This is a genomic window from Mesorhizobium sp. 113-1-2 (assembly GCF_016756475.1).
In the GTDB taxonomy this organism is placed as follows: Bacteria; Pseudomonadota; Alphaproteobacteria; order Rhizobiales; family Rhizobiaceae; genus Mesorhizobium; species Mesorhizobium loti_C.
This window is the reverse complement of record NZ_AP023242.1, coordinates 2,711,017-2,732,018: the sequence shown is the minus strand read 5'-3', so window position 1 is coordinate 2,732,018 and position 21,002 is coordinate 2,711,017. Positions and strand designations below refer to the sequence as shown.

The following is a 21,002-nucleotide window of genomic DNA, read 5'->3' as shown; positions in this document are numbered from 1 at the left end:
GGGGGAAAAGATGAACAGAATTTCGAGCCTGCTGGCATCCGCCTTCATTGTTCTTCTGCCATTGTCCTCGGCGCATGCCGCCATGCCCGAAGCGGCAACGGCGCTGTTCGAGGCAAAGACCGTGGCCGCGCGCGACAGCGCGCTGTCGACGTTGGAAGCCGCCGCGCCGAAGGATCCGGCATCGGCCTATGCCGCCGGCGCCGGCGAATTCTTCACCGCACTTGAGCTGCTCGCCAGCGGCTTGCACCGCCATGGCTTCGAGAGCCCGCAATCCTTCATGCTGCCGCTGATGCAGTTGCCGGTACCCTCCAATCCCAATCCCGAGCCGCTGACCTACGAACAGTTCCGCGCCATATTGGTGGCCTTCCGCGACCGGTTGGCAAAATCCGCCGCCACGCTGGGCTCGGTGCCGGCCGATGCCGATATCGGCATGGTCATCGACCTCACCCATGTCGGCATCGACCTCAATGAGGACGGCACCATCGCGCCGGATGAAAGCATGGCGGCGATCATGGCCGCACTGTCGCACGGCAGCATTTCGCAGGGCGACACCGCGCCCGCGCTTACCTTCCGTTTCGACCGCGCCGACGGCTACTGGCTGCAGGGCTATGCCGAGTTCCTGATGGCGCAGGCCGATTTCTGGCTGGCGCATGATTTCAAAAACACTTTCGACGGCTCGTTCCACATGCTGTTCCCGCGCGCCAAGCTGCCGTTGCAGGACATCCTTGTGCCGCCGCCGAGCGAGATGGGCTCGAGCATCTTCTCCTCGGAATGGCGCATCGCCGACTTCATCTCGATGGTGCACATGATCAACTGGCCGGTGGTCGAGCCGGAGCGCCGCAAGGCGGCACGCCGCGAATTGCTCGAAATGATTCGGCTGTCGCGCGAGGACTGGAAGGCCATCCGCGCCGAGACCGACAATGACCGCGAGTGGCTGCCGGGACCGCAGCAGAAGGGTGCGAACCCGCTGACCGGCCTCGAAGTCGGCGAGGAACAGGTCCAAGCCTGGCTCGCCACCTTGACCATGGCCGAGGACCTGCTCGAAGGCCGCGCGCTGCTGCCGCATTTCCGCATCACCGGCAAAGGCATCAACATGAAGCGCTTCTTCGACGAGCCGAAGACCTTCGACCTGGTGCTGTCGATCACCGGCCCTGGCATCGCGCCCTATCTCGAAAGCGGCAAGATCCTGACCAGCGAGGATTTCGACCAGATCCAGCGCGAATTCGGCGGTGGCGGGTTTTTGACATTCGCGTTGTGGTTCAACTAAGATCTACCCCCGTTGAGAGAAGCGCGCCAAGGTGTGTTGAGATTCAGGTCAGGCCGAGCCGAAAACGGTGGCTTCCGAGAACCGGAGCGGAGCGTACTTTTGGGTACGTGAGCACCGGAAGCGCAGGAAGCCGCCGTTTGCAGGCCGGCATCACCTGAATATCAATACACCTTAGAAAATCGCACCCTGGTACAGCACCTGCTCCGCCTCATCAGGCGCAAACCGCCTGGCCAGCGACCGAAACGCGCTGTGCACGCCGTCGCGGTCGATGTTGCAGCTTCTCAGATGCCGCACGGCGAGCGTCGGGTCGAAGGCGCTGCGGCCGTGCAGGACGCGCTGATTGTCGAAGACCAGCACTTCGCCCGGCTGAAGCTGGTGCTGGAACTGGTTTTGCGGATCGCAGATCAGCCGCGTCAGTTCGGCCAGCGCCTCGATCAGCCCGTCGATCCGCTCCAGGAGCCCCCATTGCGGTGCGAGGCACCGGTCATTGTAGCGGATGCCGGTGACGGCGCCCGCCGCGTCGAGGCTGATGACATGCGCCTCGGCACTGAAGAAGACCTCGCCTTCGTGCTCGCGGTGGAAGGTGACGCCGTGCCGCGTCAACAGATCGAACAGTTCGGGCGTACGCGTCCGCATCAACTCGGCGACATGAAAGCCGTCGACCATCAGCGACGTGCCGCCGCTGCCCGCGCCCGTGCGGATGGCGTGGAAGAAGATGAAACCCGGCGAGGAATAGCGAAACGGCTCGTCCGTGTGCGGGATCTGCGCCCGCGCCGTCTCACCCGCCACGCGCGCATCCGGCCGTGAGATCAGGTCGAACACCTTGCCGTAGCTGGTCTCGCGGATCGGCCCGTAACGGCCGGCAACCCGCGCCGTCGCTTCCGTCTCAGCCGGCACGCCGGTCAGCATGGCGATGCCGTGATCCCTTAGCGCCCTAAGCGACTGGAACAGCGCTTCGTCATCCGCGACCACCGCATCGAAGGCGAAGCGGCCGAGCCGTGCTGAGAGGTCGCTGTGCCACAGAAGCGGCTGGAAACGGACCGGGCCGGAGCCGCTAACATGGCTCGCCAGAAAGGCCGCGCCGTAATGCGAGACATGCCCATCCTGCCAGATGGCGGTGACCTGCCCGGGAGCGGAGACATCGAAGCTCTCGGCATGGATTTCCTTGCCGACATCGGCCGGCGTCAGCCACCTCTTGCCCGAGGCGGTGTCGCCGCATTCACCGCATTCGCAGGCGAGCCGCAGCCAACGCGTCGAGAGTTTTGCCGAGCGGCCGTCCGCCAGTTCGACGGCAATGCGTGGGCCTTCCGCGCGCATGGCGCGGATCGGCGCGCTGGCATGTCTTTGCTGGCTTGCTTGCTTTGGCGTGTCGAGCATCTGGTGTCCCCTGCGGTTGAATTTCTTCGACCAGCCTAGGGAGCGAAAAGCCCATGTTCAAACGAGTTCCCTTCCTCAAGTTTTGAGGTAAATTCAAAACATGAGGATAGTGCGAGATTTGCCGCTTTCCGGTTTACGGGCGCTGGTGGCCGCCGCCAGGGCCGGCAGCCTGACGCGCGCCGCCGAAGAGTTGGGCGTCACGCCCGGCGCCATCGGCCACCAGATCCGGCAGTTGGAAGAACGGCTCGGCGCCAAGCTGGTGCGGCGCGACGGCAACGGCATAGTGCTGACCCGTGCCGCCGAGGCGGCCTTGCCCGACATCGACCGCGGCTTCGATGCGCTCGCCTCCGGCATGCGCCGGCTGCGCTTCGAACGCCAGGCCGAGACCTTCACCATCTCCGCCGATCCGTCCTTCGCCTCACTGTGGCTGGCACCGCGCCTTGCGATGGTGCGGCCGGCCCTGGGGCGGCTCGAGGTCCGCATCGTCGCGTCCGTAGCGCTGGACGCCATGGCGGAGGAAGGCGTCGACCTCGCCATCAGCTACCGCAAGGGCGCGGCATCGGACATCGCGGCGCTCGACCTCTTCACCGAACGGGTCATCCCGGCCTGCGCGCCGGCGCTGGTCGAGGGGCATGTCGGTCCAGACAGGGCCGAAATGCTGGACAGGATGCCGCTGCTGCATATCGACCCGACGATGGGCGACGATGTCTACCCCACATGGCGGGGCTGGTTCACAGCGGCGGCGCGGCAAAGGAAAGACATCGACCAGGGTCCGCGCTTCGGGTTGACCATCGTCGCGGCGCAAGCGGCGATCGCCGGTATGGGCGCGCTTCTGGCCAGCGAATTGGTGTTGCGCCGCCATCTCGACGCGGGCCATCTCGTCGAAATCGCGCGCGAAATACCGGCACTGACCATCAAGCGTCGCATCGTCTGGCCTGAACACGGCCCGAAGGCACGCCGCGCCGCGGCGGTGGCGGCGGCACTCCTGGCGGCGGCTGACACCGGCATCGATGGCGCCCTGCCCGCTTGAAACTCTAGAAAAACCGCCGCTGGAGCCGCAGCAGCCCGGCCATGGCGCCGGCGATCAGCGCGTTCGATATCACGCCGATCGCGGCGGTCGTCCAGGCGACATCACCCGACTGGCCGAATATGACGAACGGAAATCCAGCGGCGATGACGACAATCGCCGCGGGCAATCCAAGCCAGCCCATGCCCGGCCGCTTGACCAGGCGGCTGAGGAAATAGGAGATCCCGACCAGCAGGATCCTGAGCGGGTCCAATATCTGGGCGATGACAATGGCGGTCAGAAGCATGGCAAGAGGTCTTAGCGCGCAAACCCGTGCAGCCGGGCGAGCAACCACTGCAGCGGATTGCCGACGAATGCCCGGGTGACGAAACTGTCGTGGGCGGCATCCGAGGCGAGGAAGGCGACGGTGCCGGCTTCAAGGCGGCGGGGCGGATCGGAGCTGGCGTTGATGCCCTGGCCCGCCAGCAACTGCCTGATCTCGGCATTGCCGGAGGCCGAGGATTTGCCATAGGCGCTGACGAAGAAACGCTTCCGGTGCTGCGCGACCCAGTTGGCGAAAATGTCGGCCTCGTCGAAGACGGCATCGAGCAGGATGACACCGAGCAGGCGTCCGCTGATGTCACCATTCTTGAGAATGGAAGCTGCCGGGTTGTAGCCCCCACTATAGGCCACCAGCACCACCGGTGCGGCCTCGAACTTCGCCGCCTTGGCGCCTGTCAGCCTGGCAAGGCCCTGCGCGGCCTCGGCCATGAAGCTGGCGAAATAGCCCGGCGTCCAGAAATTGCCGGCGCTGGAATCCTGCGCATTGCTGGCGAATTGCGGCGCCACCAGAACGGCATTGAGGCCGGACGCCTCGACCTGAGCGACCACACGCTGGCGGCCGACCACATCGCGCTGCAAGGTGGCGCCATTGCCGTGAAAGAACACCACAATGACCGCCGGCTTGGCCGGATCGAACCCTTTCGGCACCGCCAGCAGCGTCGATCGGTCGGAATAGGTCTCGTCTTCCCAGTAGATGCCGCCGCGCGGCGAGGTGTGGCCGCGCCTTCCGTCCGCCGCCGTGACGTCGAGGAACGGCGCCTCGCCGTCGGGCAGCTCGCCCCGGTAGGGAAAGGGTGATGCCTTGAACGGCACGATGGTCGAGATAGCCTTGTGCAAGCGTGCCCCCTCACTTGCCACCGGAAACGCCGCCGTGGCCAGCAATCCGGCAACGATGGCGCGCCGGTCCGGCATCAGGCCGCCACCAGCCGCAAATCAGGTGCCTTCGACGGCAGCAGCACGGCGAAGAAGGCCGGGATGGCGATGAGATAGGCGATCGCCGACCATTGCAGCACGGCGCTCAGCCCAAAGCTGGTGGCGACGATCGGCACGGCGGCCGAGCCGATCACCGAGAAACAGCCATTGATGCCCCAGGCCCAGACGAACAGATGCTCCTTGCCCAGCCGCGCCAGCCAGGTCATGGCGGTGGCCATCGGCATGCCCATCAGGAAGGCCGGTGGCGACACCAGCAGGAAGCAGAGCAGCAGCCGCACCGCATAGGGATAGGCGCCGATCCAGTCGAGCACCGGCGAAAGATAGAAGCCGTAGGCGAGCAGCAGCAGGCAGACCGCCAGCAGGACAACCGGCAGCAGCGTTCTGGCGCGGTCGAAGATGCGCTCGGCAAACAGGCTGCCGAGACCGGAAAACACCAGCATCGAGGAGATCAGCACCGAGGCCGAAACGGTCGGATTGGCCAGCGCCACGGTGAAGCGGTTGATCAGCCCGACCTCGACCATGATGTAGCCGAGGCCGAGACAGGCGAAATAGAGGATGGTGCCGAGCTTGCCGCGCGAGCGCGAGAAGACGATGCGCCAGCCGAAGATGACCGGCAGCAGCACCAGCGACGCCGCCGTGATGCAGGCGATGCCGAGCGTCGCCCAGATCAAGAGATAGCCCCAATCGTCCTGGAACAGGTCGAGCCGGTCCAGCGTGCGCGGCAGGTCGGCAACCTTCACATAAGCGGCGAAATAGGGCTGGTCGTTGCTCAGCGCCCGCGCATCGAAGACATAGTCGCCGGCAAGTTTTTCCCACCCGCCGGTCAAAAGCGCGTGCCAGCTCATGCGCTGCAATTCCGTCGCCGGCAGCACCTGCGGGCCGGTGTCGCCGCCGGCGCCCGCACAGGCATCGAGCGTCGGATCGGCCGGCGCCGTAGGGTCGCAATCGGGGTTGACCGGGGCGGTCGGGTCAGCGGGCGCGGTCGCATCGGCGGCCGGCTGCTGCGTCAGTGTCGCGTCCTGTCCGCTGCCGAAGATCGAGGCGCGGTAATCATCGAGCACCTTTTGCGCGCCCGAACCGTCATAAACCATTCCGGGATAATAGACCTCCTCCCAGGACATCGACTTGGTGTAGTCGCGCAGCGTCTTGATCTCGGCCTCGGTGAAGCCGCCGCGCTTGAACAACACGGTCGTGGTCGAGAGGTAGCTCGACACGGCGAAGATGTCGTTGGCCGCACCTTGCGGGTCGAACGCCTTCGCCGCTTCGGCGATGGTCGAATAGAGCTTCAGCACCGATTTCGGCGGCTCTTCCTTGTTCCACAAGGTGACCGACAGCACACCGCCATCGGCAAGCGCATGCATGTAGCTCAGCATCGCCTCATGCGTGTAGGCGTACTTCTCCGAAATGGCGAAGCCGCCCGGATTGGACAGGCCGACGCTGTCGGCAAGGCTGAGGTCGATGACATCGTAGCGCTCCGCCGTGTTGGCGAGGAACAGCCGCCCGTCATAGTCGATCACCCTCAGCCGCGGCTCGGCGAGGATATCGCCGGTGACATCCTTCAACACCGGGTCGCGGAACGCCCGCAATGTCATCGGGTTGCTCTCGGCGACGGTCACCGAGGTCGAGCCGGCATTGAGCGCGGCCTGCGTGGAGATGCCGCCGCCGAACTGCACGACGAATGTCCTGGGCTTGTCCTTGATGACATAGGGATAGTGCATCGGCAGGTAGCGGAAATAGACCTGCTCGGCCGGCGCCAGATTGCGCATGATGCCTTCCGGCCCGTCGCCGTCGCGATACATGCCAACATAGGTGTTGGCCGGCACTTCGGGCATGCCGAAGGCGGCATTGTCGCTCAGGCCCGGCGCGAAATGCATGTAGGAGCTGGCATAGACCTGCAGGTCGCCGAAGGGCGAGACGCTACGGTAGATGCGCTTGCCGTCCGGGAAGTTGCGGGCATAGGCGACGCCCTTGTACTGCGACACGGCAATGTCGGGGATGCCGAGCAGGCCGGGCAGCATGAGATAGCCGGCGACCGACAGCGCCGCCACGACCACGCCGGCAACAACGCTCTTCCAGGCTCCGAACGCGAAGAACCACAGCAGCGAGCCGGCGGCCCAGAGCAGCAGCGGCACGACGATGATGGTTTCCGGCGCGAACAGATAGAGCGACACCAGAACAACGAGGCCGGCGAGCCCCGAGCCGGTGAGGTCAGCGAAATAGACGCGGCCGAAGGCGGTGCGGCTTTTCAGGAAGACGATGCCGAGGAAGAACGCGCCGGCCAGGAACGGCAGGAGATAGAGCAGGAAATTGGCGAGCAGCCGCCATTTCTGCGCCGGGTCGGAAACCAGGAAGATGGCGTTGAACGGCACCGTCTGCGCAACGAGGTTGGAGCCCACGGCAAGCGGGCCGATCAGCAGCAGCGCCGCGGTAGCGGCACCCTGCCAGTGGCGGTCGAACCAGCCCTTGCCGGCGAAGATGACGACGCTGGACAGCGAGAAGCCGAGCATGGCGAGGCTGACCACCAGCGAGCCGAAATGCGACCAGCTGCCGACGGCGAACACCCGCATCACCGCGATCTGCAGCGCGATGATGGCGCCGGCGATCAGTCCGACCGCGAGATAGTGCGCGAGCCGCGGCGCCTCCAGCGAGGCGATGCTTGGACGAGAGGTCGATACGACAGCCGTCATTCAGGCCCCTTGATGCGGCGGTTTAGCTCGGCACCGACGCGGCAACTCAACCGTTATGCGTGCCGACGATCTGGTCGCCTTCCAGCTTGGTGAACGGCACGAACGGCACCACCTTGCCATTGTAGATATCCGAGCGGACGATATTGAACGTGCCATCGGCAAGCTGCTGCTTGATCACCTTGAGCACGTGCTGGGCGCCCGGCGGGCCGACCGGAATGACCATCACGCCATTAGGCTTGAGCTGCTGCAGCAGCGACGGCGGAATATGGTCGATGCCGCAGGTGACGATGATCTTGTCGAACGGGCCGACGCTTTCCCAGCCATAATAGCCGTCGGCATTGCGGCTGGTGACTGAGCCGAACACGCTGTAGCCGCGATCGATCAGCCCGTCATAGGTGCGCCGCGTGCGCTGCGCCAGCGGATTGATGATCTCGATCGTGTGCACCTTGTCGGTGAGGTTGGCGAGATAGGCCGACTGGTAACCGGAACCGGTGCCGACCTCGAGCACGGCTTCGCCGAACTGCACGTCGATGGCCGTCGTCATGCGTCCGACAAGATGCGGGCCGGAAATGGTCACGCCATAGCCGATGTCGAGGAAGGCATGGTCATAGGCGCGCCCCAGATTCTGCGGCAGCACGAATTCTTCACGCGGCGTCGAAAGGAAGGCGCGCTTGTTGCGGTCGTCCAGAACATCCTTGTTGTAGACCATGATCTGGAAGCGATCGAATCGCTCGGCCAAGAACTTGGGATCCTCGCCGCGATTGGCCACCATCCACTCGATGAACGCTTTTTTATCGCTCAACGGCACTTCGGCATTGCGGTCGTAGGGCACCGGCAAGGCAGCCCTGACGGTGGCTGGAAGAATGGAGAACGCCGCCGCACCCGCCGACAGCGTCAAGAAATCCCGACGCTTCATGGAAAAAGCCTCCAGAAGTGGCCTTTGCCACCCCAAAACCAAGCACTTCAACGGGATTGCACCGCCTCCCAAAACGAGTCAATGGCCGTCGGGAGGTGGGCGTCCGGGCCGGAAAATTGTTGCAAACGGGCAACAGTTTTTTGCGATGCCATCGGCCTTTTTCAGCACCTTGGAATGGCGCGCCGCATTGCCGCAGGGCCAGCTGGAGCGCCTTTGCCTTAAATTAGCAAGAGCTGTTGTGCTTGACTCGGCCGTCAAAAACAGGCAGCAAACCTGGATCGGAAGGGCTGAAATACCGCGTGCATGATCGTGGACGAGCCTTTTTTGGCACAAAGTCCACGTCTCAAAGTTGGTTTTGAGAGGGATTGGTTAACCAACTTTGTCCATATTTTGAAGCAATCGGCAATCAACGACAGGCGCGGCAAACGCGTCGGGGACCACCCTGGGATCACTCGCAGAATGGTCGTCGCGGCTGACAAGGCCACGTACGGGGAAAACCGATTGGAGCGAGATTGGTTGCATGGCGTTGTCGAGTAAACACAAAATAATCTGGGACCAACGCGAGGGCGGCGAGTTCGTCGATGCGCAGCGTGCCCCTTCCTTCAACCCGAAACGGATCGTCCGCTGGGTCGCTGTGCCCGGTGCCAGCGCCGCCGTCGGCCTGTGGCTGATCGGCACCATGGCCGGCCTCAGTTCCGTCGGCGCCTCGCTGTCGGCGACGTCGGGCGGCCTGCCGCAGACGCTGGCCATGCCGGGCTCGCTGGCGATGGCCGATCCCCTGAAACAGCATTTCCTGAGGTCGTCGGCGCCGTTCGTGCTGGCCAATGCCCATGGTGGCGCGCAGGCCCTGCACGACCACGCCGTGCAGTGCGGCGCCAGCTGCTTCAAGCTGGCCAGGGTGAGCCCGCTGGCGGAGAAATCCGCGCGCCTGGTGGCTCATGCAAAGCCGGAACAGCCAATCCTGAAGTCGAAGGCGCAGGAGCGCTTCGAACGCATGGAAGCGTCGCTGTCGCCGACCAAGCTCGCCGCTGCCTTTGCCGACGCCGGCAAGCCTGTCGCCACGGCCGATCGTCCGGTGATTTCCAGCATCGGGGCGCAGATTACCGAGGCGTCGCTGGTGCCGTCCGTCCAGGTCGTGGCCAGCCTGTCGGATGACATGCCGGCTCCAGCGGCGGAACGCTTCGCCCGTGCCGATACCGTCGTCCAGACCGCGCCGGCACCGCAGGGCTTTGCCCAGTCGCAAACACCCGACAACGCACAGTTGGCGCTGGCCCTCGTCGAGTCGATGCCGGTCGATGACGAGGCATTCGCCTCGCCGCTGCCGATGACCGAATCCTCGGCCGATGTCGCGGTTGCGCCAGTCGAGACCCAGCAGCAACAGCCCGGCGACGCCGCCGCGCTGCCGGATGCACTAACCGACGACGTGCCGCTGCCGACCCGTCGCCCGCAGTATGACACGCCGCAGCCCAAGGCCGTGGAACAGGACAGGCCCGCGCCGCAGCCCAAGATTGCTCAGCCCAAGATCGCGCAGCAGAAACCGGCGCCGCAAGCGAAGCCGGTCCAGCAGGCACAGCAGCCGACAAGGCCGGCCAGGACCGGCCGGTCTGGCGAGGGCGGCGATGTGCTGGCCTATGCCAAGCCGGACATGCCCTCGGGCGGCCTTGGCCAGGCGTTCAGGAACCTGTTCAACGGGCCGGGCGGCGGAAGCGGCGCGGGCCACGGCGTCGCCGTCTATGACATCAGCGCCAAGACCGTCTACATGCCGGACGGCCAGCGGCTCGAGGCGCATTCCGGTCTCGGCGCCATGGTCGACCAGCCGCGCTATGTCCACGTCAAGGATCGTGGTCCGACGCCGCCCAACACCTACAATCTGTCGCTGCGTGAATCCCGCTTCCATGGCGTCGAGGCCATACGTCTGACCCCGGTCGGCGGCGGCAACAAGTACAACCGCGACGGCCTGCTCGCCCACACCTACATGCTGCGCGGCGGCCGCGCCGAGTCCAATGGCTGCGTCGTCTTCAGGGACTATTCCCGCTTCCTCGCCGCCTTCAAGAAGGGCAAGGTCACACGTCTCGTCGTGGTGCCGCGCCTGAACGGATCGCCGACCCAGGTAGCAACGGACAACGCCCGCGGAGCCTGACGGGACAGCAGGCATCCCCTGGCACCTGCCTGCTCCTGACAGCCTTCTGTCAGGAGCCGCATCCAGGCATGCGCCTCGCTGCATCCCGCTCTTTCCATTTTCGCCAAGACCTCCCATATTCGGGACATGGCCAAATCCCCCGATAAAAGAACGCCGCCGACGGCGGATGACGACCGCGCCGCGCCGAAGCGGCGCAGCCCGCTGACCGATTTCCTCGACGCCTCGGAGCCGCTGCACAGAGGCGGCTTCGCCGAGATGCCGCAGCCCGAACTGTCGGGCACGCCACTGACCGGTTCGATCGCGGATTGGGCCGAGCAGATCGAGCAGGAGGCCGAGAAGGAAGGGCGCCAAACCGGCAAGGGCGACGGCGGCAAATCGCCAAAACCGTCGAAGAAGATTCCCGAGCGCTCCGCCGCTCCGGGTCGCAGCTCGCGCGGCACTTCGATGGGCGGCGCGGCAACGGCCAGGGAGCGGACCGCGGCCGGCCTCAACCCGGTCGCAGGCCTCGACATCTCGCTGGAAGACGCCGAGACAATGGCCTCGAGCAGCGTCACCGCCACGGTGGCAGCGCTGTCGGCACTGATCGAATCCGGCAATCCGCTGCACAAGGATGGCGTGCTGTGGACACCGCACCGCCCTGCCCGGCCGGAAAAATCCGAAGGCGGCATCGCCATCAAGATGGTGTCGGACTTCGAGCCGGCCGGCGACCAGCCGACCGCCATCAAGGATCTGGTCGAAGGCGTCGATAACAACGACCGCACCCAGGTACTACTCGGCGTCACCGGCTCCGGCAAAACCTTCACCATGGCCAAGGTGATCGAGGAGACGCAGCGTCCCGCTCTGATCCTGGCGCCCAACAAGACGCTGGCAGCGCAGCTCTATTCCGAGTTCAAGAAATTCTTCCCCGACAATGCGGTGGAATATTTCGTCTCCTACTACGACTATTACCAGCCGGAAGCCTACGTCCCGCGCACCGACACCTTCATCGAGAAGGAATCCTCGATCAACGAACAGATCGACCGCATGCGCCATTCGGCGACGCGCTCGCTGCTTGAGCGCGACGACGTCATCATCGTCGCCTCGGTGTCCTGTATCTACGGTATCGGCTCGGTCGAGACCTATACGGCGATGACCTTCCAGATGCAGATCGGCGACCGGCTCGACCAGCGTGCGCTGCTCGCCGACCTCGTCGCCCAGCAATACAAGCGCCAGGACATCAACTTCGTCCGCGGCTCGTTTCGCGTGCGCGGCGACACGATCGAGATCTTCCCGGCCCACCTTGAGGACCGCGCCTGGCGCATCTCGATGTTCGGCGACGAGATCGAGCAGATCACCGAATTCGACCCGCTCACCGGCCAGAAAACCGGCGAACTGAAAAGCGTGAAAATCTACGCCAACTCCCACTATGTGACGCCGCGCCCGACGCTCAACCAGGCGATCAAATCGATCAAGGAAGAGCTCAAGCAGCGGCTGGTGGAACTGGAGCGCGCCGGCCGCCTGCTGGAAGCGCAGCGGCTGGAACAGCGCACCCGCTTCGACCTCGAAATGCTGGAAGCCACCGGCTCCTGCGCCGGCATCGAGAACTACTCGCGCTATCTCACCGGCCGTCAGCCCGGCGATCCGCCACCGACCTTGTTCGAATACATTCCGGACAATGCGCTGGTCTTCATCGATGAAAGCCATGTCACCGTGCCGCAGATCGGCGGCATGTATCGAGGCGACTTCAGGCGCAAGGCGACGCTGGCCGAATACGGCTTCCGCTTGCCCTCCTGCATGGACAACCGGCCGCTGCGCTTCGAGGAATGGGACGCTATGCGCCCGCTCTCGGTTGCCGTCTCGGCGACACCGGGCGGTTGGGAAATGGAACAGGCCGGCGGCGTCTTCGCCGAACAGGTTATCCGCCCGACCGGGCTGATCGATCCGCCGGTCGAGGTGCGCCCGGCAAAAAGCCAGGTCGACGATGTCGTCGGCGAGATCCGCGAGACCACCAAGGCCGGCTACCGCACGCTGGTCACCGTGCTGACCAAGCGCATGGCCGAGGACCTGACCGAATATCTGCACGAGCAGGGCGTGCGCGTGCGCTACATGCACTCCGACATCGACACGCTGGAGCGCATCGAGATCCTGCGTGATTTGCGCCTCGGCGCCTTCGACGTGCTGGTCGGCATCAACCTGCTGCGCGAAGGCCTCGACATTCCCGAATGCGGCTTCGTCGCCATTCTCGACGCCGACAAGGAAGGTTTCTTGCGCTCCGAAACGTCGCTGATCCAGACTATCGGCCGCGCCGCCCGCAACGTCGACGGCAAGGTCATCCTCTACGCCGACCAGGTCACCGGCTCGATGGAACGCGCGATGGCCGAGACCAACCGCCGCCGCGAAAAGCAGATGGAGTGGAACGCCGCCAACGGCATCACGCCGGAATCGGTCAAGTCACGCATCTCCGACATTCTGGACTCGGTCTACGAGAAGGACCATGTCCGCGCTGACATCTCGCAGTTCACCGACAGCGCCGGCGCCATGATGGGTAACAATCTCAAGGCCCATCTCGACGCGATGGAGAAACAGATGCGCGACGCCGCCGCCAATCTCGATTTCGAGAAGGCAGCCCGCATCCGCGACGAGATCAGGCGCCTGCGCGAGATGGAACTGTCCATCTCCGAAGACCCGCTGGCCAAATATGCCGACATGGAAAGCCCGGTCTCGGGCCGCGAGAAGGGCAAGCACAACAAGGGCGTGGCCAAACACCGTACGGCAGAAGAACAGGAGCGTTTCCGCAAGCTCGACGAAGCCCGTGCCGCCGAAGAGGCGGCCAGGGCTGCCCGGACCAACCTCTTCCGCAAGCCGGCGCTTGACGAGATGGGCGCCGACGGCGCCGTGCCGTTGAAGAAGCCGCTATTCGCCAAACCTTCAATTGACGACATGGGCCCCGGCACCGACATGCCGACGCCGGCAGGCGCCGTGTCACGCTCGCTGTTCAAGAAACAGTCGGCCGAAGAGGCGCATGGCTCCGACTTCGGCATTCCCGGCGAGCCCGTCAAACCGCTGTTCAAGAAGAATTCGCTGGACGAGATGACGGTGCGGCGAACGGAAAAGCCGGTAGAAGGAAAAGTGCCGGCGAAGCCCCAGCCGACCTCCCCCCTCGCGGGGGAGATGTCCGGCAGGACAGAGGGGGGCGCGAAGGAACGCGACGATTCCCTCAAGCCAATCGTTCGCCAGCGCGCCGGCATCGGCTCTTACGAAGACCCAGGCGATGCCCGCCGCGAGAAGCGCAGGCCGGGCAAGACGGGACGGCCGGGGAAGTAGCAACCTTTTCCTTCTCCCCTTGTGGGCCTGTTGCGCAGTTTCGGGAGTGCGCGGACGGGAGTGGAATGCAGCGGGTTGTTGCTTGCGCTTGTGGATTGGAGTCTGGTTTTGAGGGGTTGAGGTGGCGGTTCGGCCCGTACGGCCGGACTGCAGGCGCACCTATCCCGTGATGGCGGCCCATCGGCGCATGTTGAAGGCGATCGCCGCCATCGTCACTTGGGCGGACGCCTTGGCCAGTCCGACATAGCGGATCGCGGTCAGCTTCATGCGGTTCTTGAGCGTGGCGAAGGTGGTCTCCACCGCCGCCCGACGCCTGGCGATGAGGCGATTGTAGCGTTTGAGCCGCAACGGCAGCTCCGGATGATGCTTGTTGGGGCGGCGCGCGATGCGCACCTTCTTGCCCTCGGCCTTGAGCCGGGCACGCCGGGCGTGCGTGTCGTAGGCGGCATCGGCCCACACCGTCTTCTCGTCGCTGCGGATCAAGTCATCGGCCATCACCGTGTCGTTGACGTTGGCCGGTGTGGTGATCACCGTGCGGATGATGCCAGAGCCCTCATCCACGCCGACATGGGCCTTGTAGCCAAAAGTGAAACCGCCCTTGCCCTGCCGCGTGGTGACACGGGCGTCCGCATCTTTCGAAGGCCGCTCAGCTGTCGGCGGCGCTGAGACTGCATCGATCAGCGTTGCATCCAGCATCGTGCCGCGCTTCAGGATCACGCCGGCCTTCTCCAGCTGCCGGTCGAGTTCGCCAAACAGCTTCTCCAGCAGCCCTTCACCGACAAGCAGATTGCGAAAGCGCGAGAGCACCGTGTGGTCGGGAATGCTCTCTCCCAGCCCAAGCCCGGCAAAACGCCGGAACGACAGCCGGTCGCCGAGCGCCTCCTCAAGTTCGCGATCCGACAGCCCATAAAGCGATTGCAGCAGCAGTGCCTTGAACAGCACCAGCGGCGGCCAAGCCGCCCGACCCGGTCCGCCATCGCGCAGAGGGTTAAGCAGCTTCTCGAAGCGGTACCACTTCACAAGGCCAGACAACCGGTCGAGCGGCGAGGAGCCACCAGACAGCTTGTCGCCCAGAAATCCCTCCACCAGACTCAACTGACCTGTCCGCTTCACCGCCATCGGTTCGTCCTCCGAGCTTATGTCTCAGAGAATCACAACCAGCCAATTACGCAACAGGCCCCTTGTGGGAGAAGGTGGATCGGCGCGTAGCGCCGAGACGGTTGAGGGGTGTTCCAGCGGAGTGAGACGCTGGCGTTCCCTGGAGCACCCCTCATCCGACCTCGCTTCGCGAGGCCACCTTCTCCCACAGGGGGAGAAGGAAACTGCGCTCCACTTGCCTCCACCCCCACCTTTGGTGTAATCGCTCCCGCACACTCAACGTCTTGTCTCGAAAGGAGGGCTCACGTGTTTGCGTTTCATCGCCACCATCGTCAGCGTGGCCCGATTTCTGCCCTGCGAGCTAGCTTGCAGGGCTGACCAGGGACGGTCCGGGTTTTTCCCGCCTCGATTTTTTGGTCTGCCCTTCGTGGTGCCGCAACGCCGAGCCTGATGGCCGGCACGCGCACCGTCAAAGTGCATCCGGAATTGTTCCGGCAAGACCAGAGAAATCAAAATGGCCCTGATCAGCCTCAAATCCCTCGGCGTCACCATGAGTGCACCGCTTTTCGCAAACCTCGACCTCACCATCGGCAGCGGCGACCGGCTCGGCATCGTTGCCGCCAATGGCCGCGGCAAGTCGACCTTGCTCAAATGCCTGACCGGCGAGATGGAGCCGAGCTCCGGCGACATCACCCGCACACGCGGCCTGCGCGTCGGCCATGTCGAACAGTCCGTTCCCCCTGCCCTGCTCAGCCGCAGCTTCCACCAGGCGGTGGCCGATGCCTTGCCGGCGGAGCAGGCCGAAAGCGAGATGTGGCGCGTCGACGTCGTTCTCGACTCGCTCGACGTGCCCGAGGCAATGCGCGAACGGTCGATGCAGGCGCTGAGCGGCGGCTGGCAGAGGCTGGCGCTGATCGCCCGCGTCTGGGTCACCGACCCCGACGTGCTGCTGCTCGACGAGCCGACCAACCATCTCGACCTTGCCCGCATCAGCCAGTTGGAAAACTGGCTGAACGCGCTGCCGCGCGAGGTGCCCGTCGTCATCGCCAGCCACGACCGTGCCTTCCTCGACGCCGCCACCAACCGCACCCTGTTCCTGCGCCCGGAACAATCGCCGGTGTTTGCGCTGCCCTACTCCCGCGCCAGGCAGGCGCTCGACGAGGTCGACGCCTCGACGGCGCGCAAATTCGAGCGCGACATGAAGGTCGCCCAGCAGTTGCGAAAGCAAGCCGCCAAGCTCAACAACATCGGCATCAATTCCGGCAGTGATCTGCTGACGGTGAAAACCAAGCAGCTCAGGGAGCGTGCGGAGAAGCTGGAAGACGCGGCGGTATCAGCGCATCGCGAGAAATCGGCCGGTGCGATAAAGCTGGCCAATCGCGGCACGCATGCCAAGGTGCTGATCACGCTCGACGACGCGGCTGTTGAAACGCCGGACGGCACGCTGCTGTTCAGGACCGGCAAGCGCCATATCTGCCAGGGCGACCGCATCGTGCTGCTCGGCCGCAACGGCGTCGGCAAGTCGCGCTTCGTCACTCTGATCCGCAACGCCATCATCGAGCCCGACACGGTCGCGAATGTGAAGGTGACACCCTCGACGGTGCTCGGCTACAGCGACCAGGCGCTGTCGGGCATCAGCGGCGACGACACGCCGCTGGCGATGGTGTCGCGCCGCTACGATGTCGGCGAACAGCGCGCCCGCTCGCTGCTTGCCGGCGCCGGCGTGGTCATCGAGATGCAGGAGAAAAAGATCGGCGAGCTCTCCGGCGGCCAGAAGGCGCGGCTGATGATGCTGGCACTGCGGCTCGCCAACCCCAACTTCTACCTGCTCGACGAACCGACCAACCATCTCGACATCGACGGCCAGGAGGCGCTGGAGGAGGAGTTGCTGAAGCACCAGGCAAGCTGCGTGCTGGCCTCGCACGACCGCTCCTTCATCCGCGCCATCGGCAACCGCTTCTGGCTGATCGAGAAGCGGAAGCTGATCGAGGTCGAGGACCCCGAGGACTTTTTCCGCGAGGTGGCTGAAGCAGGCGGTTGAGCAGCTAGACAGAGTTCCGGCCTGCCGTCGGCAGGTCGGAGTTTCGTATCACTACATGAGACGTATCGTTGACTTTCAAAACGTATCATGCGATGGTACGCTTCTTGGATAAGACAGATGATACGCTCGTTCAGGGACAAGACCAGTGAGGCCGTTTCGAACGGCAAGGCTCCAAAGGGCTTCCCGGCGGACCTTGTCCGAGCAGCCCAGCGGAAATTGTTCATGATCGACAACGCGACCGAGTTGTCGGATCTGAGGACGCCCCCAGGCAACAGGCTTGAGCCTCTGAAAGGCAACCGCGCCGGCCAGCATTCGATCCGCATCAACGACCAGTTTCGCGTGTGCTTTCGTTGGGCAGATGGGCAAGCCGAGGATGTCGAAATCACCGACTACCATTGAAGGACAGGTGTCAAATGCTGAACATCACCCCCCCTATCCATCCCGGAGAAATTCTCCGTGAAGAGTATCTCATCCCGCTTGGGTTGAAGCCCTACACACTGGCCAAAAAGCTGCACGTGCCGCGCACGCGCATCGAGCGCCTGGCCAGCGAGGCGACACCGGTGACGCCCGACACCGCACTGCGCCTTGCCAAGTTTTTCGGAACCACGCCGCAATTCTGGATGAACATGCAGGCGAGCTACGACCTTGCCGTGGAGGGAGAGGCCAAGAAAGCCGACCTTGAAACGATCGAGCGCATGGCCGCTGCTTAAGGTAAGCAACCCCAGTTGCCCGCACTTTCCCCCCAATCGGAAAAGGCGCATCCTGAGATTTCGCACACCGAGGGAGGAAAACCGGTCATGCACGGGGTGGACGTCGTCAAGAACGTTTATGATGCCTATGCAAAACGCGACATCGTGGGCGCGATGGCCCACTGCTCCGACGATGTCGTCTTCCGCTGGGTCGCCGAACCGGAGGCACCCTATATCGGTACAGGCAACGGCAAACACGAGTTCCTTGCCCGCCTCGTAGCGCTGGACCGTGATTTCGAATACCGCCGCTTCGTCCCGGTGGATATCGTCGACGGCGGCGACAAGATCGCGGCGCAGGTCGAAATCCATCTGACGCGCAGAACCACCGGCCGGGAGCTGGTCATGCGTACCGCCGATTTCTGGACGATCCGCGACGGTAAGGTCATCGAGATGGTGGAGTATTACGACACCGCGCTGGCCGCCTCGGTCCTCTGAAATATTTTCGTCGCTCTGTCGGATCGCCTGAACCTGCGGCGTCCTTGGGATGCCGACACGATGATGCCGGCTTCATCTGAGGAGAACGCATCATGTCCATTCTGTCATCCCTGGGTCGCGTCGCTAGCCGTTACGCACAGACGCGCGCCCGCCACCGCAGCGAGCGCGAGCTGCTGTCCCTGCCGATCGAACTGCGCAAGGATATCGGCTGGCCGGAAATCGTCATCGACGCGCAAAACGGTCCGCGGATCCGCAGGGCGCCCTGACCCTTGCTCAATCATGCGTCTCGCCCGAAAGCGGCGTCGCCCGCATCGACGCGCGCCTTTTGAAAGCTTCGAACCAGCCCGTCAGCCGCGCCCGCGTGCGAAACGACGGAAGCTGGCGGAACGCCATCCAGGACAGCGTGGTGGCAAGCGCAATATGGCCGACATGCAGCGGCGCGTCGTCGTCCATCGTGCTTTCGATCCAGTCGTAGCTCGCCTCGATCTTGTCCCGGTATCCCTGCGCAAGAGCGCCGTAGCGCAGTGGTTCGGGCCTCCTTTCCGTCTCCCAGCGCAAGGCGATGCCCGTCTGCGCCAAGCCTTGGGCGACCGATTGCAGCCGCAATGCCTGCCAGCGCGCCTCGCCGTCTTGCGGCAAAAGCTTGCGGCCGTCATGCAGCGTGTCGAGATAGGCGCAGATCACGTCGGAATCGAAGAGCGCCGATGCGCCCAGCCGCAGCAGCACCGGCACTTTGCCGAGCGGGTTTTCGGCGTAGACGCGAGCGTTGCGCAAGGTCGGACTGGTCTCGTGATGAATGACCTCGAGCCGATCGGCAATGCCGGCCTCATGCGCGAAGACGAGCGCCTTGCGGGCGAAAGGTGAGTGCGTCTGGTAATAGAGGATCATTGTCGTCCCAGGAGTTGAGCAAGCGGCGTGTGATCCACCCGTTCTAGCCTGCGGGCTGCGAGAATTGCGCTCTGATTGACGGCCGCCGACGCAAGTTCGTTTCACGCCTTCCGTTCAAACCGCCGCTTGCACGGCCTGTCCGGAGCCGGCCCGCCCAAAAAATTTCGCGGGCCATGTAGGATTGCCGGCACCTCGTGCGTCCTGTGGCTCGCAAGGCCAAGCAAACGCCCAAACCAGACGCAAAGAGGAGCAAGACATGACTGACCAGACCCCCGTTCAGCCCAGGGCAGAAGTGCTCGGCGGATTGACCCCCTATCTGCAGTTGGACGGCGCCTTCAAGGCTGCCGATTTCTACAAGAAGGCCTTCGGCGCCGAGCAGGTCTTTGCCTATCCGGCGGACGAAAAAGGCCGCACCATGCATATCCATCTCCACGTCAACGGCTCGACGCTGATGCTGGGCGATGCCTATCCCGAGCACGGCCATCCGCATAAGCCGGCGCAAGGCTACACGCTGCAGCTCCATCTCGACGATGGCGACATCGACAGCTGGTGGCGGCGCGCCGTCGATGCCGGCTGCGAAGTGGTCACGCCGTTGCAGGTGATGTTCTGGGGCGACCGCTGGGGCCAGTTGAACGATCCGTTCGGCGTCGCCTGGGCGATGAACGCGCCGGTGAAGTAGATTCCCTGGCGAGCAGGCGTCGCCCGCCACGGCTGACGCGCTCACCGCGCCGGGTCGTATCCCCGCCGACCCGGCGCTCGTTTCAGCAAAGGAGTTCACCATGTCCTATGTCGATGGTTTCGTGCTTGCCGTGCCAAAGGCCAAACTCGACGACTACAAGAAGCTGGCCAACCTCGCAGGCCCGATATGGATGGAACACGGCGCGCTCGCCTATGTCGAATGTATCGGCGACGACGTGCCCTATGGCGAGCTGACCTCGTTTCCGCGTGCCGTTCAGGCAACTGACGACGAGATCGTCGTCTTCGCCTGGGCGGTCTATGAATCCAGGCAAAGCCGCGACACGGTGATGGCCAAGGTGATGGCCGACCCGCGTTTGACACCCGATTTGGGGCCCATGCCCTTCGATATGAAGCGCATGATCTTCGGCGGCTTCAAACCCTTCATAGAGCTGTAGACCCAACATCCAGACCGATCGCCCGCTGCCGCGTGCCGACGCCAACGGCGGGACCCGAAACTCGTCTTCATTTCTCAAGGCAGGACCGACTTATGCGCAAGCTGATCGTATTCAACAGCATCTCGCTCGACGGCTATTTTACCGACGGGCACGGCGCCATGGACTGGGCGCACAGCCAGGATCCGGAATGGAACGCGTTCGTCGCCGACAATGCCAAGGGCGGTGGCATGCTGGTGCTGGGCCGCGTTACCTACGACCTGATGATCCAGTTCTGGCCGACGCCGATGGCGGCCCAAATCGCACCGGTGGTGGCCGAACGCATGAACGCCATGCCGAAGGTCGTGTTCTCCCGCACACTCGACACGGCGAGTTGGAACAACACCGAGTTGGTCAAAAGCGGACCGGCCGCGAAGCTTCGGGAACTGAAGCAGCACCCGGGCAACCACATGACAATCCTGGGAAGCGGCAATCTCGTCGCTCAATTGGCCGAGGAGAATTTGATCGACGAATACCAGTTTGTCATCGTGCCGATCATGCTTGGCGCCGGCAGGACGCTGTTCGAAGGCATCGGCAATCGGCTCAACGTGAAGCTGGCCCGGTCGCAAGCCTTCGGCAACGGCAACGTCTTCCTGCGCTATGAGCAGAAGCCGCAGGCCGGCTAATGCATGTTGCCCAAAGAGATCAGGA

The 21,002-nt window shown here is 64.1% G+C and carries 20 protein-coding genes; 13 read left to right on the top strand and 7 right to left on the bottom strand.

What is annotated here, in order from left to right; all coding sequences use genetic code 11:
• Positions 1-10: 10 nt before the first annotated feature.
• The gene (locus JN279_RS13075) at positions 11-1,267 is read left to right on the top strand and encodes a hypothetical protein (RefSeq protein WP_202352951.1); all 1,257 of its coding nucleotides are present in this window, start codon (positions 11-13) and stop codon (positions 1,265-1,267) included.
• A 171-nt stretch (positions 1,268-1,438) separates the two neighbouring features.
• Here JN279_RS13075 and JN279_RS13070 read toward each other — a convergent pair whose 3' ends face one another.
• A complete protein-coding gene (locus tag JN279_RS13070) occupies positions 1,439-2,644 on the bottom strand; it encodes a TauD/TfdA family dioxygenase (RefSeq protein ID WP_202352950.1) in 1,206 nt (401 codons plus the stop codon).
• A gap of 100 nt (positions 2,645-2,744) precedes the next feature.
• On the opposite strand from JN279_RS13070, the gene JN279_RS13065 reads away from it, so the two are divergent.
• Positions 2,745-3,674 carry a LysR substrate-binding domain-containing protein gene (locus JN279_RS13065; protein ID WP_202352949.1) on the top strand — a complete coding sequence of 310 codons (930 nt, stop codon included), beginning with the start codon at positions 2,745-2,747 and terminating at the stop codon, positions 3,672-3,674.
• A 4-nt stretch (positions 3,675-3,678) separates the two neighbouring features.
• Here JN279_RS13065 and JN279_RS13060 read toward each other — a convergent pair whose 3' ends face one another.
• Genes JN279_RS13060 through JN279_RS13045 form a run of 4 tightly spaced genes read right to left on the bottom strand, consistent with a single transcriptional unit; the run spans position 3,679 to position 8,528 of the window.
• Positions 3,679-3,957, bottom strand: coding sequence for a hypothetical protein (locus tag JN279_RS13060; RefSeq protein ID WP_202352948.1), 279 nt, complete (start codon positions 3,955-3,957; stop codon positions 3,679-3,681).
• 11 nt (positions 3,958-3,968) lie between these two features.
• Positions 3,969-4,904 (bottom strand): hypothetical protein, encoded by a 936-nt coding sequence (locus JN279_RS13055; RefSeq protein WP_202352947.1) that lies wholly within the window; start codon positions 4,902-4,904, stop codon positions 3,969-3,971.
• Entirely contained in the window at positions 4,904-7,612 is a 2,709-nt protein-coding gene (locus JN279_RS13050) for a hypothetical protein (protein WP_202352946.1), read from the bottom strand. Before JN279_RS13050 ends, JN279_RS13055 begins: the two co-directional genes overlap by 1 nt.
• Positions 7,613-7,658: 46 nt before the next feature.
• Entirely contained in the window at positions 7,659-8,528 is an 870-nt protein-coding gene (locus tag JN279_RS13045) for a protein-L-isoaspartate O-methyltransferase family protein (RefSeq protein WP_096449255.1), read from the bottom strand.
• On the opposite strand from JN279_RS13045, the gene JN279_RS13040 reads away from it, so the two are divergent.
• The 3 genes from JN279_RS13040 to uvrB all read left to right on the top strand — a co-directional run bounded on the left by JN279_RS13040 (position 8,527) and on the right by uvrB (position 13,971).
• Positions 8,527-8,835 (top strand): hypothetical protein, encoded by a 309-nt coding sequence (locus JN279_RS13040; protein ID WP_202352945.1) that lies wholly within the window; start codon positions 8,527-8,529, stop codon positions 8,833-8,835. The genes JN279_RS13045 and JN279_RS13040 overlap by 2 nt on opposite strands.
• A 213-nt stretch (positions 8,836-9,048) precedes the next feature.
• On the top strand, positions 9,049-10,668 hold the full coding sequence (locus JN279_RS13035) for a tlde1 domain-containing protein (protein ID WP_202352944.1): 1,620 nt from the start codon (positions 9,049-9,051) through the stop codon (positions 10,666-10,668).
• A gap of 126 nt (positions 10,669-10,794) precedes the next feature.
• Positions 10,795-13,971 (top strand): excinuclease ABC subunit UvrB, encoded by a 3,177-nt coding sequence (uvrB, locus tag JN279_RS13030; protein ID WP_244734551.1) that lies wholly within the window; start codon positions 10,795-10,797, stop codon positions 13,969-13,971.
• A gap of 159 nt (positions 13,972-14,130) precedes the next feature.
• Here uvrB and JN279_RS13025 read toward each other — a convergent pair whose 3' ends face one another.
• Complete coding sequence (locus JN279_RS13025; RefSeq protein ID WP_096447906.1) at positions 14,131-15,090, bottom strand: IS5 family transposase; 960 nt, start codon at positions 15,088-15,090, stop codon at positions 14,131-14,133.
• Between the two features lie 493 nt (positions 15,091-15,583).
• Here JN279_RS13025 and JN279_RS13020 point away from each other — a divergent pair, with 493 nt between their 5' ends.
• The 5 genes from JN279_RS13020 to JN279_RS13000 all read left to right on the top strand — a co-directional run bounded on the left by JN279_RS13020 (position 15,584) and on the right by JN279_RS13000 (position 18,560).
• Positions 15,584-17,110 carry an ABC-F family ATP-binding cassette domain-containing protein gene (locus tag JN279_RS13020; protein WP_202352943.1) on the top strand — a complete coding sequence of 509 codons (1,527 nt, stop codon included), beginning with the start codon at positions 15,584-15,586 and terminating at the stop codon, positions 17,108-17,110.
• A gap of 117 nt (positions 17,111-17,227) precedes the next feature.
• On the top strand, positions 17,228-17,509 hold the full coding sequence (locus JN279_RS13015; protein ID WP_202352942.1) for a type II toxin-antitoxin system RelE/ParE family toxin: 282 nt from the start codon (positions 17,228-17,230) through the stop codon (positions 17,507-17,509).
• A 14-nt stretch (positions 17,510-17,523) separates the two neighbouring features.
• Positions 17,524-17,820 carry a HigA family addiction module antitoxin gene (locus JN279_RS13010; RefSeq protein WP_096449265.1) on the top strand — a complete coding sequence of 99 codons (297 nt, stop codon included), beginning with the start codon at positions 17,524-17,526 and terminating at the stop codon, positions 17,818-17,820.
• A gap of 15 nt (positions 17,821-17,835) precedes the next feature.
• Positions 17,836-18,294: a nuclear transport factor 2 family protein gene (locus tag JN279_RS13005; RefSeq protein ID WP_244734549.1), complete on the top strand. Its 459-nt coding sequence runs from the start codon at positions 17,836-17,838 to the stop codon at positions 18,292-18,294.
• A 92-nt stretch (positions 18,295-18,386) separates the two neighbouring features.
• Positions 18,387-18,560, top strand: coding sequence for a hypothetical protein (locus JN279_RS13000; protein ID WP_096449269.1), 174 nt, complete (start codon positions 18,387-18,389; stop codon positions 18,558-18,560).
• A 7-nt stretch (positions 18,561-18,567) separates the two neighbouring features.
• On the opposite strand, the gene JN279_RS12995 is transcribed toward JN279_RS13000, so the two are convergent.
• Positions 18,568-19,182: a glutathione S-transferase family protein gene (locus JN279_RS12995; protein WP_202352941.1), complete on the bottom strand. Its 615-nt coding sequence runs from the start codon at positions 19,180-19,182 to the stop codon at positions 18,568-18,570.
• Positions 19,183-19,438: 256 nt separating this feature from the next.
• On the opposite strand from JN279_RS12995, the gene JN279_RS12990 reads away from it, so the two are divergent.
• From JN279_RS12990 to JN279_RS12980, 3 genes are all read left to right on the top strand, one after another.
• Positions 19,439-19,861 (top strand): VOC family protein, encoded by a 423-nt coding sequence (locus tag JN279_RS12990; protein WP_202352940.1) that lies wholly within the window; start codon positions 19,439-19,441, stop codon positions 19,859-19,861.
• Between the two features lie 100 nt (positions 19,862-19,961).
• A complete protein-coding gene (locus JN279_RS12985) occupies positions 19,962-20,315 on the top strand; it encodes a DUF1428 domain-containing protein (RefSeq protein ID WP_202352939.1) in 354 nt (117 codons plus the stop codon).
• A gap of 92 nt (positions 20,316-20,407) precedes the next feature.
• Positions 20,408-20,977, top strand: coding sequence for a dihydrofolate reductase family protein (locus JN279_RS12980; RefSeq protein ID WP_202352938.1), 570 nt, complete (start codon positions 20,408-20,410; stop codon positions 20,975-20,977).
• The last annotated feature ends 25 nt before the right edge of the window (positions 20,978-21,002 follow it).

What these genes read in the sequence shown, in the direction of transcription:
- JN279_RS13020 (WP_202352943.1), top strand. Translation starts at nt 15,584, where the DNA reads ATGGCCCTGATCAGCCTCAAATCCCTCGGCGTCACCATGAGTGCACCG.
- JN279_RS13050 (WP_202352946.1), bottom strand. Translation starts at nt 7,612, where the DNA reads ATGACGGCTGTCGTATCGACCTCTCGTCCAAGCATCGCCTCGCTGGAG.
- JN279_RS13000 (WP_096449269.1), top strand. Translation starts at nt 18,387, where the DNA reads ATGTCCATTCTGTCATCCCTGGGTCGCGTCGCTAGCCGTTACGCACAG.
- JN279_RS13060 (WP_202352948.1), bottom strand. Translation starts at nt 3,957, where the DNA reads ATGCTTCTGACCGCCATTGTCATCGCCCAGATATTGGACCCGCTCAGG.
- JN279_RS13055 (WP_202352947.1), bottom strand. Translation starts at nt 4,904, where the DNA reads ATGCCGGACCGGCGCGCCATCGTTGCCGGATTGCTGGCCACGGCGGCG.
- JN279_RS12980 (WP_202352938.1), top strand. Translation starts at nt 20,408, where the DNA reads ATGCGCAAGCTGATCGTATTCAACAGCATCTCGCTCGACGGCTATTTT.
- uvrB (WP_244734551.1), top strand. Translation starts at nt 10,795, where the DNA reads ATGGCCAAATCCCCCGATAAAAGAACGCCGCCGACGGCGGATGACGAC.
- JN279_RS12995 (WP_202352941.1), bottom strand. Translation starts at nt 19,182, where the DNA reads ATGATCCTCTATTACCAGACGCACTCACCTTTCGCCCGCAAGGCGCTC.
- JN279_RS13070 (WP_202352950.1), bottom strand. Translation starts at nt 2,644, where the DNA reads ATGCTCGACACGCCAAAGCAAGCAAGCCAGCAAAGACATGCCAGCGCG.
- JN279_RS13035 (WP_202352944.1), top strand. Translation starts at nt 9,049, where the DNA reads ATGGCGTTGTCGAGTAAACACAAAATAATCTGGGACCAACGCGAGGGC.
- JN279_RS12985 (WP_202352939.1), top strand. Translation starts at nt 19,962, where the DNA reads ATGTCCTATGTCGATGGTTTCGTGCTTGCCGTGCCAAAGGCCAAACTC.
- JN279_RS13075 (WP_202352951.1), top strand. Translation starts at nt 11, where the DNA reads ATGAACAGAATTTCGAGCCTGCTGGCATCCGCCTTCATTGTTCTTCTG.
- JN279_RS13010 (WP_096449265.1), top strand. Translation starts at nt 17,524, where the DNA reads ATGCTGAACATCACCCCCCCTATCCATCCCGGAGAAATTCTCCGTGAA.
- JN279_RS13015 (WP_202352942.1), top strand. Translation starts at nt 17,228, where the DNA reads ATGATACGCTCGTTCAGGGACAAGACCAGTGAGGCCGTTTCGAACGGC.
- JN279_RS12990 (WP_202352940.1), top strand. Translation starts at nt 19,439, where the DNA reads ATGACTGACCAGACCCCCGTTCAGCCCAGGGCAGAAGTGCTCGGCGGA.
- JN279_RS13040 (WP_202352945.1), top strand. Translation starts at nt 8,527, where the DNA reads ATGGAAAAAGCCTCCAGAAGTGGCCTTTGCCACCCCAAAACCAAGCAC.
- JN279_RS13045 (WP_096449255.1), bottom strand. Translation starts at nt 8,528, where the DNA reads ATGAAGCGTCGGGATTTCTTGACGCTGTCGGCGGGTGCGGCGGCGTTC.
- JN279_RS13025 (WP_096447906.1), bottom strand. Translation starts at nt 15,090, where the DNA reads ATGGCGGTGAAGCGGACAGGTCAGTTGAGTCTGGTGGAGGGATTTCTG.
- JN279_RS13065 (WP_202352949.1), top strand. Translation starts at nt 2,745, where the DNA reads ATGAGGATAGTGCGAGATTTGCCGCTTTCCGGTTTACGGGCGCTGGTG.